Source organism: Pseudomonas sp. CAM1A (assembly GCF_047501685.1).
In the GTDB taxonomy this organism is placed as follows: Bacteria; Pseudomonadota; Gammaproteobacteria; order Pseudomonadales; family Pseudomonadaceae; genus Aquipseudomonas.
In genome coordinates this window covers 449773-470818 of record NZ_JBFNXP010000003.1, presented here as the reverse complement: position 1 = coordinate 470818, position 21046 = coordinate 449773, and the positions used below count along the sequence as shown (strand labels likewise).

Annotated in this window: 21 protein-coding genes and 1 pseudogene; 10 read left to right on the top strand and 12 right to left on the bottom strand. The window is 64.6% G+C overall.

The features are described 5' to 3' along the window. Nucleotides 1-162 precede the first annotated feature (162 nt). The 5 genes and pseudogenes from ABZO33_RS10605 to ABZO33_RS10585 all read left to right on the top strand — a co-directional run. Nucleotides 163-1179: pseudogene (locus tag ABZO33_RS10605) on the top strand (cache domain-containing protein); the annotation flags it as partial. Between the two features lie 93 nt (nucleotides 1180-1272). Then, complete coding sequence (locus ABZO33_RS10600) at nucleotides 1273-2037, top strand: methyl-accepting chemotaxis protein (protein ID WP_371041571.1); 765 nt, start codon at nucleotides 1273-1275, stop codon at nucleotides 2035-2037. A 153-nt stretch (nucleotides 2038-2190) separates the two neighbouring features. After that, nucleotides 2191-3303, top strand: a complete 1113-nt coding sequence (locus ABZO33_RS10595; protein WP_414536338.1) for a glycosyltransferase family 4 protein — start codon at nucleotides 2191-2193, stop codon at nucleotides 3301-3303. Continuing rightward, nucleotides 3296-4060 (top strand): DUF2334 domain-containing protein, encoded by a 765-nt coding sequence (locus ABZO33_RS10590; protein ID WP_414535986.1) that lies wholly within the window; start codon nucleotides 3296-3298, stop codon nucleotides 4058-4060. The genes ABZO33_RS10595 and ABZO33_RS10590 overlap by 8 nt, the downstream gene beginning before the upstream one ends. After that, entirely contained in the window at nucleotides 4057-5049 is a 993-nt protein-coding gene (locus ABZO33_RS10585) for a lysylphosphatidylglycerol synthase transmembrane domain-containing protein (protein WP_414535985.1), read from the top strand. Before ABZO33_RS10590 ends, ABZO33_RS10585 begins: the two co-directional genes overlap by 4 nt. Nucleotides 5050-5203: 154 nt before the next feature. Here the strand turns inward: ABZO33_RS10585 and purU are convergent, their stop codons facing one another. After that, on the bottom strand, nucleotides 5204-6055 hold the full coding sequence (gene purU / locus ABZO33_RS10580; RefSeq protein WP_046856933.1) for a formyltetrahydrofolate deformylase: 852 nt from the start codon (nucleotides 6053-6055) through the stop codon (nucleotides 5204-5206). A gap of 299 nt (nucleotides 6056-6354) precedes the next feature. On the opposite strand from purU, the gene mvaT reads away from it, so the two are divergent. After that, nucleotides 6355-6732 carry a histone-like nucleoid-structuring protein MvaT gene (gene mvaT / locus ABZO33_RS10575; RefSeq protein ID WP_414535984.1) on the top strand — a complete coding sequence of 126 codons (378 nt, stop codon included), beginning with the start codon at nucleotides 6355-6357 and terminating at the stop codon, nucleotides 6730-6732. A 72-nt stretch (nucleotides 6733-6804) separates the two neighbouring features. Here mvaT and sbcB read toward each other — a convergent pair whose 3' ends face one another. The 3 genes from sbcB to ABZO33_RS10560 all read right to left on the bottom strand — a co-directional run bounded on the left by sbcB (nucleotide 6805) and on the right by ABZO33_RS10560 (nucleotide 9166). After that, nucleotides 6805-8235 (bottom strand): exodeoxyribonuclease I, encoded by a 1431-nt coding sequence (gene sbcB / locus ABZO33_RS10570; protein ID WP_414535983.1) that lies wholly within the window; start codon nucleotides 8233-8235, stop codon nucleotides 6805-6807. Nucleotides 8236-8296: 61 nt separating this feature from the next. After that, nucleotides 8297-8656 carry a PilZ domain-containing protein gene (locus ABZO33_RS10565; protein WP_046856935.1) on the bottom strand — a complete coding sequence of 120 codons (360 nt, stop codon included), beginning with the start codon at nucleotides 8654-8656 and terminating at the stop codon, nucleotides 8297-8299. A 123-nt stretch (nucleotides 8657-8779) separates the two neighbouring features. After that, nucleotides 8780-9166, bottom strand: coding sequence for a tetratricopeptide repeat protein (locus ABZO33_RS10560; RefSeq protein ID WP_414535982.1), 387 nt, complete (start codon nucleotides 9164-9166; stop codon nucleotides 8780-8782). Nucleotides 9167-9347: 181 nt separating this feature from the next. Between ABZO33_RS10560 and pyk the strand changes: the two genes are divergently transcribed. Then, the gene (gene pyk / locus ABZO33_RS10555) at nucleotides 9348-10802 is read left to right on the top strand and encodes a pyruvate kinase (protein ID WP_023631128.1); all 1455 of its coding nucleotides are present in this window, start codon (nucleotides 9348-9350) and stop codon (nucleotides 10800-10802) included. Nucleotides 10803-10895: 93 nt separating this feature from the next. On the opposite strand, the gene ABZO33_RS10550 is transcribed toward pyk, so the two are convergent. Further along, complete coding sequence (locus ABZO33_RS10550) at nucleotides 10896-11816, bottom strand: iron-sulfur-binding ferredoxin reductase (protein ID WP_414535981.1); 921 nt, start codon at nucleotides 11814-11816, stop codon at nucleotides 10896-10898. A gap of 336 nt (nucleotides 11817-12152) precedes the next feature. Here ABZO33_RS10550 and ABZO33_RS10545 point away from each other — a divergent pair, with 336 nt between their 5' ends. Then, entirely contained in the window at nucleotides 12153-13676 is a 1524-nt protein-coding gene (locus tag ABZO33_RS10545; protein ID WP_186713142.1) for a fumarate hydratase, read from the top strand. A 113-nt stretch (nucleotides 13677-13789) separates the two neighbouring features. Here the strand turns inward: ABZO33_RS10545 and ABZO33_RS10540 are convergent, their stop codons facing one another. From ABZO33_RS10540 to ABZO33_RS10510, 7 genes are all read right to left on the bottom strand, one after another. Continuing rightward, complete coding sequence (locus ABZO33_RS10540) at nucleotides 13790-14380, bottom strand: GNAT family acetyltransferase (protein ID WP_414535980.1); 591 nt, start codon at nucleotides 14378-14380, stop codon at nucleotides 13790-13792. A 147-nt stretch (nucleotides 14381-14527) separates the two neighbouring features. After that, entirely contained in the window at nucleotides 14528-15106 is a 579-nt protein-coding gene (locus ABZO33_RS10535; protein WP_414535979.1) for a DJ-1/PfpI family protein, read from the bottom strand. A 74-nt stretch (nucleotides 15107-15180) separates the two neighbouring features. Next, nucleotides 15181-16338, bottom strand: a complete 1158-nt coding sequence (locus ABZO33_RS10530; protein ID WP_414535978.1) for a phospholipase D-like domain-containing protein — start codon at nucleotides 16336-16338, stop codon at nucleotides 15181-15183. Between the two features lies 1 nt (nucleotide 16339). Then, nucleotides 16340-16921, bottom strand: a complete 582-nt coding sequence (locus ABZO33_RS10525; RefSeq protein WP_023632820.1) for a YceI family protein — start codon at nucleotides 16919-16921, stop codon at nucleotides 16340-16342. A 44-nt stretch (nucleotides 16922-16965) separates the two neighbouring features. Next, nucleotides 16966-17262 carry an amidase gene (locus tag ABZO33_RS10520; protein WP_414535977.1) on the bottom strand — a complete coding sequence of 99 codons (297 nt, stop codon included), beginning with the start codon at nucleotides 17260-17262 and terminating at the stop codon, nucleotides 16966-16968. After that, nucleotides 17259-18335 (bottom strand): serine hydrolase domain-containing protein, encoded by a 1077-nt coding sequence (locus ABZO33_RS10515; protein WP_414535976.1) that lies wholly within the window; start codon nucleotides 18333-18335, stop codon nucleotides 17259-17261. The genes ABZO33_RS10520 and ABZO33_RS10515 overlap by 4 nt, the downstream gene beginning before the upstream one ends. A gap of 145 nt (nucleotides 18336-18480) precedes the next feature. Further along, entirely contained in the window at nucleotides 18481-19368 is an 888-nt protein-coding gene (locus ABZO33_RS10510) for an acyl-CoA dehydrogenase (RefSeq protein WP_414535975.1), read from the bottom strand. A gap of 133 nt (nucleotides 19369-19501) precedes the next feature. On the opposite strand from ABZO33_RS10510, the gene olsB reads away from it, so the two are divergent. Both olsB and ABZO33_RS10500 read left to right on the top strand, forming a co-directional pair. Further along, nucleotides 19502-20257, top strand: coding sequence for an L-ornithine N(alpha)-acyltransferase (gene olsB, locus ABZO33_RS10505; RefSeq protein WP_038705508.1), 756 nt, complete (start codon nucleotides 19502-19504; stop codon nucleotides 20255-20257). Beyond that, nucleotides 20257-21045: a lysophospholipid acyltransferase family protein gene (locus tag ABZO33_RS10500; protein WP_414535974.1), complete on the top strand. Its 789-nt coding sequence runs from the start codon at nucleotides 20257-20259 to the stop codon at nucleotides 21043-21045. The genes olsB and ABZO33_RS10500 overlap by 1 nt, the downstream gene beginning before the upstream one ends. The last annotated feature ends 1 nt before the right edge of the window (nucleotide 21046 follow it).

The following is a 21046-nucleotide window of genomic DNA, read 5'->3' as shown; positions in this document are numbered from 1 at the left end:
CCCCTGCTCAAGTTCTGCCGCGTGACAGCCGATATTTCAAAATGATTCTAACCAGAAAGACAGTAACAACCCGAAAAGGACCCACGGGCATTGTTGCACTGTTTTCCAGCCGTGCTTTGTGCGAACGACCCGATAAAAAACCTTAGCGGACACGATCACGTTATGAATAAAAGCCTTCGTTTCAGCCACAAGATTCTTCTGGCGGCATCACTGATCGTGATCCTCGCCTTCAGTCTGTTCACCCTGTACAACGACTACCTCCAGCGTAACGCCATTCGCGAAGACCTGGAGAACTACCTGGCCGAGATGGGCGAGTCCACCTCCACCAACATCCGCAACCTGTTCGAAGGGCGCATCAAGCTGGTCGACAACGTTGCCCAGAACCTCGCCCAATACCCGCAGAACACCGGCACCCTGCTGGGCCAGAACGCCCTCACCTCGAGTTTCCTGACCATCTACCTGGGCCAGCCCGACGGTACCTTCACCGTGCGCCCGGATACCAAGATGCCTGACGGCTACGACCCGCGCGTGCGCCCCTGGTACAAGGACGGCCTGAATGCCAGCGGCCCGATCCTCACCGAGCCCTACATCGACATGGCCACCAACAAGATGGTCATTTCGATCATCAGCACCGCCTCGCGCTCGGTTGGCGTGGTCGGCGGCGACCTGGCCCTCGACGGCCTGGTGGAGATCATCAACTCGCTGAACTTCGGCGGCATGGGCTACGCCTTCCTGGTCAATGACCAGGGCAAGATCCTGATCCACCCGGACAAGAACCTGGTGATGAAGTCGCTGTCGGACCTGTTCCCGCAGAACACCCCTCGTCTGTCCAGCGACCTGACCGAAGTCACCCTCAACGGCGAAACCCGCCTGCTGACCTTCACCCCGGTCAAAGGCCTGCCGTCGGCCAACTGGTACATCGGCCTGTCGGTGGACAAGGACAAGGCCTTCTCGATGCTCAGCACCTTCCGCACCTCGGCGGTGATCGCCACAGTGGTGGCGGTGGTGATCATCATCGCCCTGCTCGGCTTGCTGATCCGCGTGCTGATGCAGCCGCTACACACCATGACCCGTGCCATGTCGAACATCGCCGAGGGCGAAGGCGACCTGACCCGCCGCCTGGAAATCCACAACCACGACGAATTCGGCACCCTGGGCACCGCCTTCAACCGCTTCGTCGAACGCATCCATGGTTCGATCCGCGAGGTGTCATCGGCCACCGAGCAGGTCAACGAAGTGGCATTGCGGGTGATCAGCGCCTCGAACTCGTCGATGGCCAACTCCGACGAGCAGTCCAACCGCACCAACAGCGTCGCCGCCGCCATCAACCAGCTCGGCGCCGCCGCCCAGGAAATCGCCGGCAATGCCGCCCAGGCCTCGCAACATGCCAGCTCCGCGCGACTGCTGGCCGAGGAAGGCCAGCAGGTGGTGCAGCGCAACATCGATGCGATGAACCGCCTGTCGGACCTGATCGTCACCTCCAGCGAGCATATCGAGACGCTGAACAACAAGACCGTGAACATTGGCCAGATCCTAGAGGTGATCACCAGCATTTCCCAGCAGACCAACCTGCTTGCCCTCAACGCCGCCATCGAGGCGGCCCGCGCTGGCGAGGCCGGCCGTGGCTTCGCCGTGGTCGCCGACGAGGTGCGCAACCTGGCGCACCGCACCCAGGAATCGGCGCAACAGGTGCAGACCATGATCGAAGAGCTGCAGGTCGGCGCCCGCGAGTCGGTCGACACCATGGGCCAGAGCCAGCGCCACAGCCAGGACAGCATGGACATCGCCAACCAGGCCGGCGAGCGCCTGGGCAGCGTCACCCAGCGCATCGGCGAGATCGACGGCATGAACCAGTCGGTGGCCACCGCCACCGAAGAACAGACTGCCGTGGTCGACTCGATCAACATGGACATCAACGAAATCAACATGCTCAACCAGGAAGGCGTCGAAAACCTGCAGGCCACCCTGCGCGCCTGCTCGGACCTGGAACAGCAGGCCGGTCGCCTCAAGCATCTGGTCGGCAGCTTCCGCATCTGACCCACACCCGCTCCCACCTCTGCGTGGGAGCGGGCCCCGCCAAACCCTGATCGAACAAACTATCCTTCAACAAGGTCAACCCTAAGGCGCGTCATCGCCGGCTCATTACCGCCTGATGACACACCCGAGGACGATCCCGGAGGGATGCTGATCGTGCACATCGCCGACATCACCATGTTCTATGCCCCGGCCAGCGGCGGCGTACGAACCTATCTTGATGCCAAACACCGCCGCCTCGACGCCATGCCCGGCGTTCGCCACAGCCTGCTGATTCCCGGCGCCAGTGCCAGCCAAGTCAACGGCGTCCATCATGTTCCCGCACCGCCACTGCCCTTCGGCAACGGCTACCGTTTCCCGGTGCGCCTGGCCCCCTGGTGCAAGGAGCTGCGCCGCCTGCAACCCGACCTGATCGAGGTCGGCGACCCCTATCTCACCGCCTGGGCGGCCCTGGAAGCGCGGCGCAAGCTCGATGTGCCGGTGATCGGCTTCTATCACTCCGACCTGCCGCTGCTGGTGAGCAATCGCATGGGCAATTGGTTCACCCCCAATGTCGAGGCCTATGTCAGCAAGCTCTACGGGCACTTCGACCGGGTCCTGGCGCCGAGCCAGGTGATGGCCGACAAGCTGCGCAGGCTGGGGGTCGAGAATGTGCACGTGCAACGCCTGGGCGTGGACCTGGTGCAGTTTCACCCCGACAAGCGCGACCCCGGCCTGCGTCGCGAACTGGGCATCGCCGATACCAGCCGACTGCTGGTATTCGCCGGCCGCGGCTCGCGGGAGAAGAACCTGCCGGTACTGCTCGACTGCATGCAGGCACTCGGACAGCCCTATCACCTGCTTCTGGTCGGATCGAACATGCCGACCGGCGTGCCGGACAACGTCAGCGTGATCGACCACTTCTGCCCCCCCCAGGAGGTCGCCCGGCTACTGGCCAGCGCCGACCTGCTGGTGCATGCCGGCGACCAGGAAACCTTCGGTCTGGTCATTCTCGAGGCGATGGCCAGCGCCACGCCCGTGGTGGCCGTACACGCTGGCGCCTTCGGCGAAATCGTCAACGACCAGTGCGGTCGCCTCTGCCCACCTAACGATGGCCGCGCCATGGCCGCCGCCGTGCGCGAAGTCTTCGACCACGGCATACGCCAGCTTGGCAGCCAGGCACGTCGTCACGTGGAACGCCATTACAGCTGGGACAACGTGGTCAGCGGCCTGCTCCAGCATTACCAGGCGGTGCTGGGTCGCTCGTTGCCGGTGCGCGCCCATGGCTGAACCCGCACCCACCCGACGCAGCCTGATGCTGGTGCTGCACGATGTCGCGCCAGAGACCTGGGCGGACTACCAACCCTTCGTCCAGGCAATTGACGACATGGGTGGCGTGCCCATGACCTGGCTGGTGGTGCCGGACTTTCACCATCGCAATCCACTCACGCGTTCGCCCACCTTCTGCCGCCTGCTCGAACGGCGCCTGGCCCGTGGCGATGAATTGGCCCTGCACGGCTACTACCATGCCGATGACGGCCCCCCACCACGCGGGCCGAGCGAATATTTCATGCGCCGAATCTACACCCACGAAGGCGAGTTCCACGGCCTGGACCAGGCCAGCGCGCTGCAGCGCCTGCGCGCAGGGCTGGCGATGTTCGGGCAACAGGGCTGGCCAGTGGCGGGTTTCGTCGCCCCCGCCTGGCTGATGAGCGCAGGCACGCGCCAGGCGCTGCGCCAACTGCCGCTGCGCTACACCAGCACACCGCAGCACCTGTACCGGCTGCCGGACTTCACTGCCTTCGATGCCCCTGGGCTGGTGTGGAGCGCCCGCAGCGCATGGCGCCGCGGGCTGTCGAGAGTGGTCAGCGACTGGCAGTGCCGACGCTGGCGCGAGGCCGACACCCTGCGCCTGGGCCTGCATCCGGTGGACATGCGCCACGCCAGCGCACGCAACTACTGGCTCCAGACCCTGCAGCAACTGCTGGCGCAAGGCCGCGAGCCCCTGACCAAGTCGGCCTGGCTGGAGCGCCAGGCCGCGCCATGAATCGCCTGGGCTGGCTGGGCCTGGCATTGCTGCTGGCAGTGTCGGTGCCTGGCCTGCTTGGCGGCCACGATTTGCTCCCACGCCTGCAATCCTTCGCCCCCGGCCTGATGGCGCTGCTGCTGGGCATGATCCTGCTGTGCTGGACGCTCAATGCCCTGCGCCTGCGCCTGCTGCTCGGCGACCAAGGCGCTCGGTTGGGCCGTATCCGCAGCCTGGGAGTGGTCATGGCTACCGAGTTCGCCATCTGTACCACCCCAGGCGGCACGGGCGGCCCGCTGACGCTGATGACCCTGCTGGCACGCGAGCGTATCGCGCCTTCGCGCAGCGGCGCGGTGTTCGCCATGGATCAGCTGAACGACCTGTTGTTCTTCTTCTGCGCGATGCTGGCGATCGCCGCGTACGCCTTGTTCCACCGGCTCGGCCACAGCCAGGCGCAGATGTTGCTGGGCAGCGCCTTGCTGTTGTGCACCGTGCTGGCGGGAATCTTCCTACTGCTACGTTATCGACGCGGAGTGATGCGCGGCAATGGCCGGCTGCTGCGGCACCTGGGCATGTCACCGGCACGGCGGCGACGCTGGGCACGCAAAGTGCTGAGCTTCGTCCATGCCCTGGCCGATACCTGGCGCATGCCACGGCGTACATTGGCGCTGGTGTTCATCCTGACCTGCGCGCACTGGTGCCTGCGCTACAGCGTGCTGTACCTGGTGCTGCGCGGGTTGGGCGTCGACCTGGCGTGGATTCCAAGCTTCCTGGTGCAGATGCTGTCGCTCAGTGCGGGGCAGTTCAGCCTGCTGCCAGGCGGCGCGGGTGCGGCGGAGCTGACCTCGGCGGCCCTGCTGTCACCGCTGGTGGGGAGTTCGACGGCAGCCGCGGCGATCCTGATATGGCGCGCGGTTACCTACTACTTCTATCTGCTGGCCGGAGGGCCGGTGTTCCTTTATCTGCTGGCGCGTCCATTGCTGGAACGTCGGCGTCGACAGACGGGTTGAGCCGCCCCCAGAGTTCAGCGGCACCCGCAAACTCGGTGCCGTCATCATCGCTCAACGCATCGGGGTCGAAACGGGCCAGGCAGCCCTCGCCCAAGGTCGGTGGCGCCGAAGCGCCGGCCTTGTCACGTGGATCCGCCATATGCCGGCCCTCGACTCAGTTGAACACCACGGTCTTGTTGCCGTGCACCAGCACACGGTCTTCCAGGTGATAGCGCAGGCCACGGGCCAGGACCATCTTCTCCACGTCACGACCAAAGCGGACCATGTCCTCGATGCTGTCGGCATGGCTGACACGCACCACGTCCTGCTCGATGATGGGGCCGGCGTCCAGCTCCTCGGTCACGTAGTGGCAGGTCGCGCCGATCAGTTTCACGCCACGCAGCGCCGCCTGGTGATAAGGCTTGGCGCCCACGAACGACGGCAGGAAGCTGTGGTGGATGTTGATGACCTTTTCCGCGTATGCCTGGCACAGCTGCGGCGGCAGGATCTGCATGTAGCGCGCCAGTACCACGGCGTCGGCACCGCACTCCTCGACCAGACGCGAGACTTCGGCAAACGCCGGCTGCTTGTCCTTCGGATCGACCGGCACGTGGTGGAACGGAATACCGTGCCATTCGACCATGCTGCGCAGGTCGTTGTGGTTGGAGATCACGCACGGGATCTCGCAGTCCAGCTCGTCGGTGTGCCAACGGTGCAGCAGGTCTGCCAGGCAGTGCGACTCGCGGCTGGCCATCAACACCACACGCTTCTTCTGTGCCGAATCGGTGATCCGCCAGGTCATGGAGAACTCTTCGGCGATCGGCGCGAACGCCTCGCGGAAAGCCTCGATACCGAACGGCAGGGACTCGGCACGGATCTCATGACGCATGAAGAACCAACCGCTCTGCTCGTCGGAATGGTGGCTGGCTTCGTTGATCCAGCCATTGTAGAGGGCCAGGAAATTACTGACTTTCGCCACGATGCCGACACGGTCGGGGCAGGCAATCACCAGTCGATAGGTGCGCATGAGAGAGACTCCAGAACTTCGCAAAGGCGCATATTCTAGCGGCCTGCCGGGGAAAACGCAGTAATCATCTTTACCAGAACGCCTTGCCTGGCGGGCTCGATCGCACAGGTCCATAGCCTTTTTCCCAAGGGGGTAATCGGCATTGCCCCAAGAAATTTGTAAATTTTTCTTAACCTAATGACCGTGAAGTCATGCCCTACTATTAATTGAGTCTTCAATTTTAAATTGTTTACTTGAGAGTATCGTCTGTCTATTATTGCCCCACTGTCTCTCTCTGAACATGCACTAAGGAACACACCATGTCCCTGATCAACGAGTACCGCGCCACCGAAGAAGCTATCAAGGAACTTCAGGCCCGTCTGGCCAACCTGTCGCAAGACGGCAAACTGCAACAAGAGCTGGAGTTCGAAAAGAAGCTGCGCGAGCTGATGGCCGAAAACGGCAAGTCGCTGCGTGACGTGATCGCCCTGCTCGATCCGGAAAGCAAACTGAGCAAAGCCCCGCGCGGCGCAGTCAAGACCACCGGCACCAAGCGTGCACGCAAGGTCAAGCAATACAAGAACCCGCACAACGGCGAGGTTATTGAAACCAAAGGTGGCAACCACAAGACCCTGAAAGAGTGGAAAGCCAAGTGGGGCGGCGACGTCGTCGAAAGCTGGGCCACCCTGCTGGACTGATACGCTTAACGGGCGATTGGTTTCAACATGAAAACGCCGGCACTTGCCGGCGTTTTTGTTTATCTGCACATTTCAAAGCTGGTATTGCACTTTCAGTTTTCGAATATGGCCCTGCCAGGCTTCCAGTACCTGGCGCCCCGCCTCGCTGGCGTCTAGCAGGCTGTTCTGGCATGCCAGCTCGAAATTGGCCAGGGTGTTCGGCGCACCAAAGGCAGGGTCTGTAAGACGTTGCTGACAGAACGCATGCCAACGTGCGCGCTCTTGTTCATCAAGGGTGTCGAAAAAGTTTCGCGCCCGATAGCGGAACAACAATTCCGGCATGCGCGGATCATCGAACATCCACTGCCCCTTGGCCAATTGCGCCGGATCGGTACAGCGCACTTGCTCGCTCAAGCGTTTGTCGCGGTCACCGAGGAAACCGTCATACAACTGCTGCTCCGGATCTTCGCTGGGAGCAAAGCCCTCTTCCTGATAGATGATGTCCAGCTTGTCTCGCCAGATCATCTGCTGATTGGCCAACTGCTCCGCCTGTGCCTGCAGTACCGGCAACTCGAGCCCCAACCGTTGTTGATCGGCTGGACGCAGTACCGATAGCGGCGCCAACACCGGGCACCGATTGATATGCACCAACTTCAGCGGCACCGGTAGTTCGCCCTGGGCCATGTCTTCATGCCGCGTGTACAAACGCTGACGCAACGCTTGCGCACTCTCCTGCAGCAGAGGCGAATTATCCTGTTGCAAGTCGCAGACTATCAGCGCGTTGCGATTACGCGGGTGCCAGGCCAGTGGCAACACCACACCGATATAATTGCGCTGGGCCGAGAAACGTCCGGATACATGTACCAGAGGCTGTAACAGGCGGATCTGCTCCATGACCTTGTGCTTGCTGCGCAACTGGAACAACCAGTCATAGAGCCTGGGTTGCCGGTCACGGATCAATCGGGCTAGGGCAATGGTCGCCCGCACGTCGGAAAGCGCTTCGTGGGCATGGCCATGGTCGATGCCATTGGCTTTGCTCAATAGCTCCAGACGCAAGCTGGTGCGTCCATCCTGCTGTGGCCAGACGATGCCCTCCGGGCGCAGCGCATAGGCCGTACGCACCACATCGATCAAGTCCCAGCGGCTGTTGCCACCCTGCCATTCACGAGCATAGGGGTCGAAGAAGTTGCGGTAGAGGCTGTAGCGGGTGACCTCATCGTCGAAGCGCAAGGTGTTGTAGCCGGCGCCACAGGTGCCGGGCCGGGCCAGCTGCTCATGGATCCGCGTCATGAACTCGGCCTCGCACAGCCCCTGGCTGGCCAGCTGCTGCGGGGTGATGCCGGTCACCAGGCAGGCCGCCGGGTGCGGCAGGATGTCGTCGGAGGGGCGGCAATAGAGGCTGATAGGCACTTCGATCTCATTGAGATCGAGGTCGGTGCGCACGCCGGCCACCTGCAGGGGGCGGTCGCAGCGTGGATTGATGCCGGTGGTTTCGTAGTCGTGCCAGAAGATGCTGGAGCTCACGGGGTCTTCCTGTAACAAGGTCGACCAGAGTCTAACGGCACGCGTGAGGGCTGGGCCAGCCTCACGCAGAGGCGTTCATGGGCCGGAAACTGAAGAAATCGCGCAGCGAGCGAACAAAGCCGTCGTATTCCTGCGGCGCCTGCAACAACATGAAACCGGCATCGAAATGCCCGGGCGTCTCATCTTCGCGGCACCACAGGCAACTGGCGGTCAGGTTGATGAACTGCAGGCCGCCGCCGGCAAGGGGAACGCGCAGCTGCAGCTCGAAGTCGGGCCCCACCAGCACCGGCAACTGGCTGATCAGCATCAGGCCGTCTTCGGAAGCATTGCCCAGATAGCCGATCTGTTGGTCGGTGCAGCGGTTGAAGACCTTGAGCACGCAAGGCAGTTGGTGACGCTCTATATGTCGCTCGATAAACATGATCGCAGTGAAGTCCTGTACCTGGAGCCAGGAAGACAAGGTACTGGCGATGATCGTTACAACTCTCCATCAGATTAGCCCAGTCCGACGGACGGACTACATGAAATCATCGACACCTTGGGATTAACGCCAAGGTGTAGTGTTCACCGGGCTGGCCACTGCCGCATCGCGGCCGCGCAAGTGGCCAAGCTTCTCCAGCGTCTGCAGGCGTGCCTGGGCGCGGTAGGCGTACTCGTTGCGCGGGTACTGCTGGATCAGGTACTGGTAGGTCTGCGCCGCATCGACGTAAAGCTTCTGGCGCTCAAGGCACTGGCCACGCAGCAGCGACACTTCCGGGTGGATGAACGGCCGGGCACGGCTGGTGCGGTCGACCTGCGACAGCTCCAGCATCACCTTTGCACAGTCGCCACGGTCATAGGCGCGATAGGCATTGTTCAGGTGGTGGTCCATGGACCAGCGGGTGCAGCCGACGACACTGGCCGCCATGGTCAAAACGATCAGGGTGCGCATGGGAATTCTCCTTTGATGGGCACTGTATCGGCCTTTCACGACAAATCTTCACAGCCTTTTGCAAGCATACCGCGACCGTTCAAACGCCACCCTCGCGACCGTGCAGGTAGTGCAACGGAACAATGACTACAGCGCAATTGAGGAGTAGCCTTTCGCTGCGCTTCACTATAGGAGTCTGTGCATGACCATCCGCCGTACCAAAATCGTCGCCACCCTTGGCCCCGCCAGCAATTCGCCGGAAGTGATCGAACAGCTGATCCTCGCCGGCCTGGACGTGGCACGCCTGAACTTTTCCCACGGCACCCCGGACGAGCACAAGGCCCGCGCCCGCCTGATCCGTGACATCGCCGCCAAGAACGGCCGCCATGTCGCGCTGCTGGGCGACCTGCAGGGTCCGAAGATTCGCATCGCCAAGTTCGCCAACAAGCGCATCGAACTGAAAGTCGGTGACAAGTTCACCTTCTCCACCGCCCACCCGCTGACCGAAGGCAACCAGGATATCGTCGGCATTGACTACCCCGACCTGGTCAAGGACTGCGGCGTCGGTGACGAACTGCTGCTCGACGACGGCCGCGTGGTCATGCGCGTCGAAACTGCCACCGCAGATGCCCTGCACTGCGTGGTGATCATCGGCGGCCCGCTGTCGGACCACAAAGGCATCAACCGCAAAGGTGGCGGCCTGACCGCACCGGCCCTGACCGAGAAGGACAAGGCCGACATCAAGCTGGCCGCGGAAATGGACCTGGACTACCTGGCCGTGTCGTTCCCGCGTGATGCCAGCGACATGGAATACGCCCGCAAGCTCCGTGACGAAGCCGGCGGCAGCGCCTGGCTGGTGGCCAAGATCGAACGCGCCGAAGCAGTGGCCGACGACGAGACCCTCGACCAGCTGATTCTCGCCTCCGACGCTGTCATGGTGGCCCGTGGCGACCTGGGCGTTGAAATCGGCGACGCCGAACTGATCGCGATCCAGAAGAAGATCATTCAGCACGCCCGCCGCAACAACAAAGCGGTGATCGTGGCGACCCAGATGATGGAGTCGATGATCCAGAACCCGATGCCGACCCGCGCCGAAGTGTCCGACGTGGCCAACGCCGTGCTCGACAACACCGATGCGGTGATGCTTTCGGCTGAGAGCGCCGCCGGCAGCTACCCGATCGAAGCGGTCCAGGCCATGGCCCGCATCTGCTCGGGCGCCGAGAAGCACCCGACCAGCCAGAAGTCCAGCCACCGCCTGCACACTACCTTCGAACGCTGCGACGAGAGCATCGCCCTGGCGGCCATGTATACCGCCAACCACTTCCCCGGCGTCAAGGCGATCATCGCCCTCACCGAAAGTGGCTATACCCCGCTGATCATGTCGCGCCTGCGTTCGCACGTGCCGATCTTCGCCCTGTCGCCGCACCGCGCCACCCAGGCCCGCGCCAACATGTTCCGCGGCGTCTACCCGATCGCCTTCGACCCGGCTTCGCTGCCGGCCGACAAAGTCAGCCAGGCAGCCGTCGACGAGCTGCTCAAGCGCGGCCTGGTGGAGCAAGGAGACTGGGTCATCCTGACCAAGGGTGACAGCTACCACACCATCGGTGGCACCAACGGCATGAAGATCCTGCATGTCGGTGATCCGCTGGTCGGTTGATTGACGCGCTGTAATTATTGCGGGGCAAGCCCGCTCCCACGCATCAGGCATTACCTGCGTGGGAGCGGGCTTGCCCCGCGATCTTTTTAACGCCTAGGCATGCTCGGTAAACACATCCGCCAGCACCTGATTACGCGGCACCCCGGCAATGAACAACCGCCGGGCAAAGCGCTCGACACTCCCCGGCGCCCCGCACAACAAGGCCATGGTCTGGCGCGACGCCAGGTGCAAACCGGCCAGCGCCTCATCCAACTGTTCGGCCAGCAGCAACTCCACGCTCACCCCTTCCAGCGCCTGCAACGCCTCGGCCAGGTAGTGCCCGTCTGGTGTGCGCGCCACGTGCAGCAGCCGAATCTCGCCCTGATGCCCCTGGCGCAGCGCCTCGCGCAGAATGCCCCACAAGGGTGCCAGCCCGGTGCCCGCCGCCAGCAGCCACAATGGCCGCGCCTGCCAGTCAGGGTCGTAGTGCAGCGCCCCGCCGCGCAGCTCGCCCAGCCTCAACGCATCGCCTACGTGCAACTGCCGGGCCCTGTCGCAAAACGCGCCGGGGCGGCTGCAATCCAGATGAAACTCCAACGCCTCACCCTCTCCCGGCAGGCTCGCCAGCGAGTAGGGACGGGCCACGTCGCCGCACCACAGCACCAGGTGCTGGCCGGCCTGGTAGCGCAGCGTCCGGCCTGGACGCAGGCGCAGGCGCAGCACGTCGCCGAACCAATCCAGTGCAACCACCGTGGCCGACAGGCCATCCTGCAGCGGGTCGAACAGCGCCACCCGCAGATCGCCGGCCACCGAGCACTGGCAGGCCAGGCGCCAGCCCTCATCGCGTTGGGCCGCACTCAGGGCCTCGGGTCTGGCATCCACGGGCAGGCCATCGAGGCAACGCACCAGGCAGGCATGGCAGCTGCCGGCGCGGCAGCTGTAGGGCACATTCAGGCCTGCCTCGTTGAGGGCATCCAGCAGATTGCTGCCGCTTGGTACTGCCCATTGGCGCTCGCCCACGCAAAGTTCGGGCATGGTCAGGTTTCTCATTCGATTCAAGGTTTTCCGGGGGCGCTTTGCGCCCCATCGCCGGCAAGCCGGCTTGCACAGGGCCTATGCATTGCCGGCGATGGAGCGCGAAGCGCTGCCGATGCCACAGCATCGCATGTCATCAGCAAAAAGGATGCCCCTTCCCTGCCGACCTTGGTCCAGACCACGTGCAGGTGTTTCCGCAGGCAGGGCACGGTATACTGCCGCGCCTTTTTTGTGCCGGCCCGACCAGCCGGCGCCTTGCCAGGCATGCCCGACATACCGGTGTGCGTTGTCGGTGTGCCTTTACGAATGTTCCCGTCTTTAAGAGGAGCGCGCTGCATGACCGTGATCAAGCAAGACGACCTGATTCAGAGCGTCGCCGACGCCCTGCAATTCATTTCGTACTACCACCCCGTCGACTTCATCCAGGCGATGCACGAGGCCTACCTGCGTGAAGAGTCGCCTGCCGCGCGTGACTCGATCGCCCAGATCCTGATCAACTCGCGCATGTGCGCCACCGGCCACCGCCCGATCTGCCAGGACACCGGTATCGTCACCGTGTTCATCCGCGTCGGCATGGACGTACGCTGGGACGGCGCCACCCTGAGCGTCGACGACATGATCAACGAAGGTGTACGCCGCGCCTACAACCTGCCCGAGAACGTCCTGCGCGCCTCGATCCTGGCCGACCCGGCCGGTGCCCGCAAGAACACCAAAGACAACACCCCGGCTGTGATCCACTACTCCATCGTCCCCGGCGACAAGGTCGAGGTGGATGTCGCGGCCAAGGGCGGCGGTTCGGAAAACAAGTCGAAGATGGCCATGCTCAACCCGTCCGACTCGATCGTCGACTGGGTGCTCAAGACCGTCCCGACCATGGGCGCTGGCTGGTGCCCGCCTGGCATGCTCGGCATCGGCATCGGCGGCACCGCCGAGAAGGCCGCGGTGATGGCCAAGGAAGTGTTGATGGAGTCCATCGACATCCATGAGCTCAAGGCCCGTGGCCCGCAGAACCGCCTCGAAGAGATCCGCCTGGAGCTGTTCGACAAGGTCAACCAGCTGGGCATCGGCGCCCAGGGCCTGGGCGGCCTGACCACCGTCCTCGACGTCAAGATCATGGACTACCCGACCCACGCCGCCTCGCTGCCGGTGTGCATGATCCCCAACTGCGCCGCCACCCGTCACGCCCACTTCGTGCTCGACGGTTCCGGCCCTGCCGAGCTGGAAGCGCCGTCGCTGGACGCCTACCCGGAAATCGTCTGGGAAGCAGGCCCGAGCGCCCGCCGCGTGAACCTGGACGACATCACCCCGGAAGAAGTCGCCAGCTGGAAGCCGGGCGAGACCATCCTGCTCAACGGCAAGATGCTTACCGGTCGCGACGCCGCGCACAAGCGCATGGTCGAGATGCTCAACCGCGGTGAAGAACTGCCGGTCGACCTCAAAGGCCGCTTCATCTATTACGTTGGCCCGGTCGACCCGGTCGGTGACGAAGTGGTGGGCCCGGCCGGTCCGACCACCGCCACCCGCATGGACAAGTTCACCCGCCAGATCCTTGAGCAGACCGGCCTGCTGGGCATGATCGGCAAGTCCGAGCGTGGCCCTACCGCCATCGAGGCGATCAAGGACAACAAGGCCGTGTACCTGATGGCCGTCGGCGGCGCCGCCTACCTGGTGGCCCAGGCCATCCGCAAATCGAAGGTCCTGGCCTTCGCCGAGCTGGGCATGGAAGCGATCTACGAGTTCGACGTGAAGGACATGCCGGTCACCGTCGCGGTGGACAGCAAGGGCGAGTCGGTGCATATCACAGGCCCCGCGCTGTGGCAGGGCAAGATCGCCGAGAGCCTGGCGGTGGAAGTGAAGTAAGCCTCCACCTGTAACAGCAGCGGCCCCCTCGCGGAGCAAGCCCTCTCCCACAATCTCACGTGGGAGCGGGTTTGCCCCGCGAGGGGGCCGCTGTCGTTTCACAGCCCCGAAAACTAAGCAGGCAGCGCCTTGAGCCAGAACGACATGATCTTGGCCGACTGCGCCTGCTCGTCGAGATCCCGCCAACGGTAGGCAGTACGCAACGACGGTTCATGCAGAAAGCCACGGTTGCGCCAGAAACCTTGCAACGGCTTGTAGTCCGCCGGGCGCCGCGGGTGCCCGGAAGGGCGCTCCACCGCACAGAACGCGCAGCAGTCGAACTCGGCCAGCTTGTGCGCATAGGACTCGCGCTCGATGAAAAAGCGCACGCCGAGCCCCTGTCCACGATAGGCCGGCAGCAGTACCGACTCGCCGAAGTAGTAGACCGAAGCCGGGTCACGCCCCTGGGCAAGGAACGGTTGCTGCAACTCGGGATCTACATCCACCAGCGGCAGGCCGGTGGCGGCGCCCACCACCTGATTGCCGTCCAGCGCCAGTACCACCAGGCTGCGCCCGGACTCGGCGTAGCTGGCCAGGTAATCGGCCTGGTGATCCAGGGAGCTGTCCAGCAGGTAGGGAAACTCGCGAAACAGCGTCAGCCGCAGATGCGCGAGGTCATCGATGTAAGGCGCGATGGCGGCGCCATGGAGCAAGCGGATTTCCATGCGGGGCGGTCGTCCTGTCGATGGCTATGACTGAGGTCCACCCTAGCACCCACCCTGCCCTGCGGCCTTTCCCCTGCGCGACAGGTATTTCTCCATGACCGCTACCGAGTGGCCGATAGGTACACGCCCCCTGTGGGAGCGTGCCGGTCAGGCGATCCGGGTTCCCAGCACTTTCAAAAACGCCGCCAGCCACGCCGGATGCGCAGGCCATGCCGGCGCCGTCACCAGGTTGCCGTCCACATGCGCCTGATCTACCGCGATATCGATGAACTTGCCACCGGCCAGACGTACTTCCGGCGCGCAAGCCGGGTAGGCGCTGCATTCGCGCCCTTCCAGCACTCCAGCCGCCGCCAGCAACTGGGCCCCATGGCACACCGCGGCAATGGGCTTGCCAGCCAGGTCGAAGGCCTTGACCAGCTCCAGCACCCTGTCGTTCAGCCGCAGGTACTCCGGCGCGCGGCCACCGGGAATCAACAATGCGTCGTAACGCTCGGCGCGCACCTGGACGAAGTCGTAGTTCAGGGCGAAATTGTGCCCGGGCTTCTCGCTGTAGGTCTGCTCACCCTCGAAATCGTGGATCGCCGTGCGCACCGTCTGCCCGGCAATCTTCTCCGGGCACACGGCATGGACGGTATGACCGACCATGGCCAGGGCCTGGAACGGCACCATCACCTCGTAGTCCTCCACATAGTCGCCCACCAGCATGAGAATCTTCTTCGCCGTCATCGCATCCACTCCTTCGGTTGTCTGGGAACAATCCCAGCACGATAGTCTGCTTTGTGTAGCGGCGATATACGCCGCTAGTCGCGGCGATTCAGCAGGTTGGCCACCAGCCGGTCCAGCCAGCCCCACAGCCGCTGCTGCACCCGCCGCCACAGCGGCCGGGCATGCCAGCGCGCCAGATCGACCTCCTGGCTAAGGGCAAAGTCGCGCTCGAAGCTCGCGGCCACGGCGGCGCTCAGCGGAGGGTCGATGGCCTCGACGTTGGCCTCGAGGTTGAAACGCAGGTTCCAGTGGTCGAAGTTGCACGAACCGACGCTGACCCAGTCGTCCACCAGCACCATTTTCAGATGCAGGAAACAGGGCTGGTACTCGAAGATCCGCACTCCGGCGCGCAGCAGCCGGGGGTAGTAGCGATGCCCGGCATAGCGCACCGCCGGGTGGTCGGTGCGCGGGCCGGTGAGCAGCAGGCGCACGTCGATGCCGTTCTGCGCGGCCCGGCGCAGCGAGCGGCGCACGCTGAAGGTGGGCAGAAAGTACGGCGTGGCCAGCCAGATACGCCGCTGGCCGCTGTTCAGCGCGCGCACCAGCGCATGCAGGATGTCCTTGTGCTGACGGGCGTCGGCATAGGCTACCCGGCCCATGCCCTGCCCCTGCGCCGGCACCTGGGGCAGGCGCGGCAGGCCGAAGCCCTCGGGCGGGCGCCAGGCGGTACGGCGCTGGTTGGCGTGCCACTGGCGGTCGAACAAGAGTTGCCAGTCGGTGACGATCGGCCCCTCCATGCGCACCATGACTTCGTGCCACTCGCTGGTGTCGGCATCGGGTGTCCAGAACTCGTCGGTGACCCCGGTACCACCAACCACCGCCCAGCGCTCGTCCACCAACAACAGCTTGCGATGATCGCGGTAGAGGTTGCGCAAGCCCCGGCGCCAGCGCAGGCGGTTGTACCAGCGCAGCTGGACACCCGCCGCCTGCAGGCGCTCACGCAAGGGGGAGGTAAAAGCCAGTGAGCCATAGTCGTCGAACAGGCAACGCACCCGCACGCCACGCTGCGCGGCCTGCTCCAGGGCCTCGACCACCGCCTCGGCGCACGCCCCGGCCTCGACCAGGTAAAGCTCCAGATCGACCTGGTACTCGGCACGCACGATCGCCAGCAGCATGCGCGGGAAGAACTCAGGGCCGTCGATCAGCAGTTCGAACTGGTTGCCATCCCGCCACGGGAAGACCGGCCCCGGCATGTCAGCGGGCGGTGAAGATCAGCACCGCGCTCACCGGCACCGAGGGGTTGATCGACTTGAGCCCGGCCAGCTTGCGCAGGTTCTCCAGGCCCGGCAGCAGGCCGAACTCCGAGGCGCGCAGGATCAGCGGCTCCAGCGTCACCACCTGGAAGCGCCGTTCGTCCAGGCGCGTTGCCAGCAGCAGGGTGTTGTAGCTGCGGGTCTGGCCATGCAGGGTCACGCTGACCGGTAGGCGCAGCTCCAGCTGCGCGCCGTTGGCCAGGTCGTTGATCGGGCGCAGGTCGATCTGCGCCTGCACCGTGGCCTCGGGGAACTGCTCGAAGGCGAACAGACCATCGCGCATGCGCTCGTCACGCAGTGGGATGCCGCTGCTGATCGAGTCCATCTCGATGCTGACCTCGGCCGCGCCCTTGCGGTCGACCTTGCCATGCAACACCAGGAAACGGTTGACCTCGGCGATATTGCCATTCTTGCCGGTGACGAAGGACAGGCGCGAGGATTCGCCATCCAGGTGCCAGTTGGCATGGGCGGGCAGGCACAAGGCGAGCAGGAGGGCGGGCAGCAGACGGGACGGCTTGAACATGTGAAATCCTGTGAATCAAGGCCGTCAACCTTACCCGCACGGTTTCATGGCAGCAAGCGGCAGCCTTCGCGGTTGCCGTGCCAGGCCGCCTGGTTGCGCCGACCTAGCCCCTCGGCGGTGACCAGGCGCCGGGGGCTGTCCTCTTCCAGCAGGCCCAAGGGCAGGTACTGGCGCACATAGCCCCGGCAATAGGCCTCAGGGAACCCCATCACGAACCGGCACGAACAGTACTCTTTAGCCGAGTAGGCCGAAAGGATACCCGGGAAGTCCGCCAACGCCTGGCGCTCGTGCCAGACCCAGACCGACAGGGCCAGAAGCAGCAGGAGCACGATCCGCTTCATGCGCCCTCCCTGGCCACGGCTGCCAGCACCCGCTTGAGCAGTTCGTTGTGGCTGAAGCTGCCATCGCGGTCATCGGCGTAGCGCACGATCACCAGTTTTTGCGCGGGCAGTACGTAGAGCGCCTGGCCCCAGTGGCCGAGGGCGGCGAACGTGTTGCTCGGCGCATCCGGCCACGGCACCGGCTGGCCGGGCAATGGCTGGTTGAGCCACCAGTGCCCGCCGGGGTTGGCTTCGCCCGGCACAGGCTGCGCGGCGCTGAACAAGGTGCGGTTGAACGCCACCCACTCGGCCGGCAGCAACTGTTGCTCGTGCCAGCGCCCGTCACGCTGCATCAACAGGCCGATGCGCGCCAGATCGCGAGCACTGAGATAGAGGTACGAGGAGCCTACATAAGTGCCCGCGCCATCACGCTCCCAGACAGCGCTGTCGATCCCCAGCGGGGTGAACAGGGCTTGCCAGGGATAGTCGGCATAGCGCTCAGGCGCGAGCATGCCGCGCAGGCTGGCGGCCAGCAGGTTGCTGTCGCCGCTGGAGTAGACGAACTGCGTGCCGGGCGCACTGGCGGCGGGCCTGGACGCCGTGTAGGCGGCCATGTCGGTGCGGCCACGGGTGTAGAGCATGGCCACCACCGACGACTTCAGCGGCGCGTATTCGTATTCTTCCTGCCAGGCCAGGCCGCTGGCCCAATGCAGCAGGTCGGCCAGGCGCAACCTTGGGTGCGCCTGCAAGGCCGGATAATAACGGGCAGGCGGATCTTCGAGCTGGAAGCGCCCTTCGCCGTAGGCCGCGCCCATGACCGTGGCCAGCACGCTTTTGCTCACCGACCAGGTCAGGTGCGCAGTGTCGGCACGGGTTGGCTCGGCGTAGCGTTCATGGAGAATGCGCCCGTCGCGGATGATCAACAACGCATCGGTGCGAATGCCGCCGCGCTCGGTATCGCGTGGCGCGAAGGCGTAGGTGTCCACGGCTTGCCAGTCGATGACGGCGTTATCGACTGGCCACTGCGCCGAGGGCCAGTCTTCGGCCAAGGCCGAGGCAGCGGTCATGGCCAGGACAAGCATCACTGCCTTCATGGGGAGTCCTGCAAGGGGCTGCTTTGCAGCCCATCGCGGCTGAAGCCGCTCCTACGGAGGTTGCGCATGACCTGTAGGAGCGGCTTCAGCCGCGATGGGGCGCACAGCGGTCCAGGTTCAAAGGTTCCCCCAGCCTCTCAGGCTTTCATGACAATCCAGCGGCAGCCCAGGCCTTGGCCAGGCGTTTGTCACGGGCCGCGCCGGCCAGCGCCAGCACGCCCTGGTCGCGTTGCCACAACTGCGCCCAGTGCTCCGGCCCTGCGGCCAATGCCTGGTCGATCTCGCCCCGCAAGCCCTGGAACTGGGCAAACAGGCCACCCAGCAGCAAATGGCAGGCCACGCTGTCCGGGCATTGCCGACTGCCCTCGGCGCACCCGGCGAGCAGGCCGATCAGCTTCAGGCGCAGCGTCTGCGGCCAAGCGCACTCCTGGGCAACGCCATGCAGCCAGGCCACCAGCGCGGCGAGCACATACAGGTCTTCGAGGGAACGGAACGGCTTGACGTAGGCGTCCCAACCATCACCGGCGAGCAACTCACACGCCGCCGCCTTGAGCAGCAGCCGGCCATGGCCGACTTCGGGCATCAACGGCAGGGTCGGCAAGGCCTCGAGGCTTACACCGGGCTCCCCCGGATAGACCACCGCCAGTTGCAACCGCGGCGCCTCGCCCGGTCCTTCGTGGCGCGCCGCCACCAACAGCCATTCAGCGTCCAGCCCGGCGGTGACGAAGTCCTTGTTGCCGGTCAGGCGCAGGCCGTCCAGGCGGGTATGCATGTCTGCCGGGCGCACGCTGCGCCGCTCTGTGGCACACAACGCGCCCAGGCTGGCCGGCGCGCTGGGCCACAGCACCCGCAGTGCCGCCTGGTAGCCGAGCAGGAACGCCAGCCCGGGCGTGGCCATGGCACGGCCGCCCAGGACCGCCAGCTCGAACGGTGCCACCGCGCCCAGACGCTCTAGCACCGCCGCATAGGTTTCACTAAGGGTCGCCGCCAACGGGTGGCGCAGGGGATCGTTGAGTCGTTGCAACCAGGCCATCACAAGCTCCTTTCAGGGGTGTCACGCAAGCATCACCAAAGATTCACGGGGGTGACACCGGGCGTACCTAGGCTGACTTTGCACAACAAAGCCGACCGGCCGCAACCCTTTGGCTGGCTTATGGAGACTCACGATGACCCGGATCGCTCGCTCTGGCGACACCAGCACTGAACGCCGTCTGCAAGCCGAACGCCTGGTCGGCGCCGCGGCCCTGCAGGAAGCACAGGCCCTGCGTTTCAAGGTGTTCAGCGCCGAATTCAAGGCCAAGCTCAAGGGCGCCGAACACGGCCTGGACATGGACGACTACGACATCCACTGCCGCCACATCGGCGTGCGCGACCTGGCCACCGGTCAGCTGGTCGCCACCACCCGCCTGCTCGACCACCAGGCCGCCAGCAGCCTCGGCCGCTTCTACAGCGAAGAGGAGTTCAGCCTGCACGGCTTGTTGCAGCTGCAGGGCCCGATCCTCGAACTGGGCCGCACCTGCGTCGACCCGGCCTACCGCAACGGCGGCACCATCGCCGTGCTCTGGAGCGAACTGGCCGAAGTGCTCAACGAAGGCCGCTACAGCTACCTGATGGGCTGCGCCAGCATCCCCATGCAGGACGGCGGCGTGCAGGCCCACGCAATCATGCAACGCCTGCGCGAACGCTACCTGTGCACCGAGCACCTGCGTGCCGAGCCGAAGAACCCGCTGCCCAGCCTGCCACTGCCGAACAACGTCATCGCCGAAATGCCGCCGCTGCTCAAGGCCTACATGCGCCTGGGCGCGAAGATCTGCGGCGAGCCGTGCTGGGACGAGGACTTCCAGGTTGCCGACGTGTTCATCCTGCTCAAGCGCGACGACCTCTGCCCGCGTTACGCCCGTCACTTCAAGGCAGCAGTCTGATGCCGCGCCTGCGGGCCGGCGCCCGCCTGCTGCGGCTGTTCCTGGTGCTGACCCTGGGGCTGGCCATGGCCAGTGTCATCGCCCTGGGCGAGCGTCTGGGGCTGAACGCCTCGATAGAACAGCGCCAGCGCTGGACTCGGATGTTCATGGGGCGTCTGGTCGCCGCCCTGCCCTTCGAAGTCCAGATCAGGGGCGAGCTGCCGCAACAGCCAATGCTGTGGGTCTGCAACCATGTGTCGTGGACTGACATCCCGCTGCTCGGCATGCTTACCCCATTGTCGTTCCTGTCCAAGGCCGAGGTGCGCCACTGGCCGCTGGCCGGCTGGCTGGCCGAGAAAGCCGGTACCCTGTTCATCCGCCGTGGCGGTGGCGATGCCCAGCGCCTGCGCGAGCAAATCAGCGAGCAACTGGGCGAACAACGCCCCCTGTTGATCTTCCCCGAAGGCACCACCACGGACGGTCGCAGCCTGCGTACCTTCCATGGGCGCCTGCTGGCCGGGGCGATCGACCAGAACACGCCACTGCAGCCGGTGGCAATCCAGTACCTGCGCGCGGGCCAGACCGATCCTATCGCGCCGTTCATTGGCGAGGACGACCTGGTTTCCCACTTGATGCGGCTGTTCGCGCAGGACCGCGGGCAAGTGCTGATCCACCTGTTGCCGCCAATCGGCAGCGCGGGCAAGGAACGTGCGGTACTGGCTTTCGAAGCGCAACAGGCGGTGCATCTGGCGCTGTTCGGCGCAGAGAACGTCGAGGTGGCGCCGAGGCGACAGGCTCGGGCAGCCTGAG

What these genes read in the sequence shown, in the direction of transcription:
- ABZO33_RS10500 (WP_414535974.1), top strand. Translation starts at nt 20,257, where the DNA reads ATGCCGCGCCTGCGGGCCGGCGCCCGCCTGCTGCGGCTGTTCCTGGTG.
- mvaT (WP_414535984.1), top strand. Translation starts at nt 6,355, where the DNA reads ATGTCCCTGATCAACGAGTACCGCGCCACCGAAGAAGCTATCAAGGAA.
- ABZO33_RS10550 (WP_414535981.1), bottom strand. Translation starts at nt 11,816, where the DNA reads ATGCCCGAACTTTGCGTGGGCGAGCGCCAATGGGCAGTACCAAGCGGC.
- pyk (WP_023631128.1), top strand. Translation starts at nt 9,348, where the DNA reads ATGACCATCCGCCGTACCAAAATCGTCGCCACCCTTGGCCCCGCCAGC.
- purU (WP_046856933.1), bottom strand. Translation starts at nt 6,055, where the DNA reads ATGCGCACCTATCGACTGGTGATTGCCTGCCCCGACCGTGTCGGCATC.
- olsB (WP_038705508.1), top strand. Translation starts at nt 19,502, where the DNA reads ATGACCCGGATCGCTCGCTCTGGCGACACCAGCACTGAACGCCGTCTG.
- ABZO33_RS10545 (WP_186713142.1), top strand. Translation starts at nt 12,153, where the DNA reads ATGACCGTGATCAAGCAAGACGACCTGATTCAGAGCGTCGCCGACGCC.
- ABZO33_RS10515 (WP_414535976.1), bottom strand. Translation starts at nt 18,335, where the DNA reads ATGAAGGCAGTGATGCTTGTCCTGGCCATGACCGCTGCCTCGGCCTTG.
- ABZO33_RS10510 (WP_414535975.1), bottom strand. Translation starts at nt 19,368, where the DNA reads ATGGCCTGGTTGCAACGACTCAACGATCCCCTGCGCCACCCGTTGGCG.
- ABZO33_RS10525 (WP_023632820.1), bottom strand. Translation starts at nt 16,921, where the DNA reads ATGTTCAAGCCGTCCCGTCTGCTGCCCGCCCTCCTGCTCGCCTTGTGC.
- ABZO33_RS10590 (WP_414535986.1), top strand. Translation starts at nt 3,296, where the DNA reads ATGGCTGAACCCGCACCCACCCGACGCAGCCTGATGCTGGTGCTGCAC.
- ABZO33_RS10540 (WP_414535980.1), bottom strand. Translation starts at nt 14,380, where the DNA reads ATGGAAATCCGCTTGCTCCATGGCGCCGCCATCGCGCCTTACATCGAT.
- ABZO33_RS10535 (WP_414535979.1), bottom strand. Translation starts at nt 15,106, where the DNA reads ATGACGGCGAAGAAGATTCTCATGCTGGTGGGCGACTATGTGGAGGAC.
- ABZO33_RS10560 (WP_414535982.1), bottom strand. Translation starts at nt 9,166, where the DNA reads ATGCGCACCCTGATCGTTTTGACCATGGCGGCCAGTGTCGTCGGCTGC.
- ABZO33_RS10600 (WP_371041571.1), top strand. Translation starts at nt 1,273, where the DNA reads ATGGCCAACTCCGACGAGCAGTCCAACCGCACCAACAGCGTCGCCGCC.
- ABZO33_RS10520 (WP_414535977.1), bottom strand. Translation starts at nt 17,262, where the DNA reads ATGAAGCGGATCGTGCTCCTGCTGCTTCTGGCCCTGTCGGTCTGGGTC.
- ABZO33_RS10530 (WP_414535978.1), bottom strand. Translation starts at nt 16,338, where the DNA reads ATGCCGGGGCCGGTCTTCCCGTGGCGGGATGGCAACCAGTTCGAACTG.
- ABZO33_RS10585 (WP_414535985.1), top strand. Translation starts at nt 4,057, where the DNA reads ATGAATCGCCTGGGCTGGCTGGGCCTGGCATTGCTGCTGGCAGTGTCG.
- ABZO33_RS10565 (WP_046856935.1), bottom strand. Translation starts at nt 8,656, where the DNA reads ATGTTTATCGAGCGACATATAGAGCGTCACCAACTGCCTTGCGTGCTC.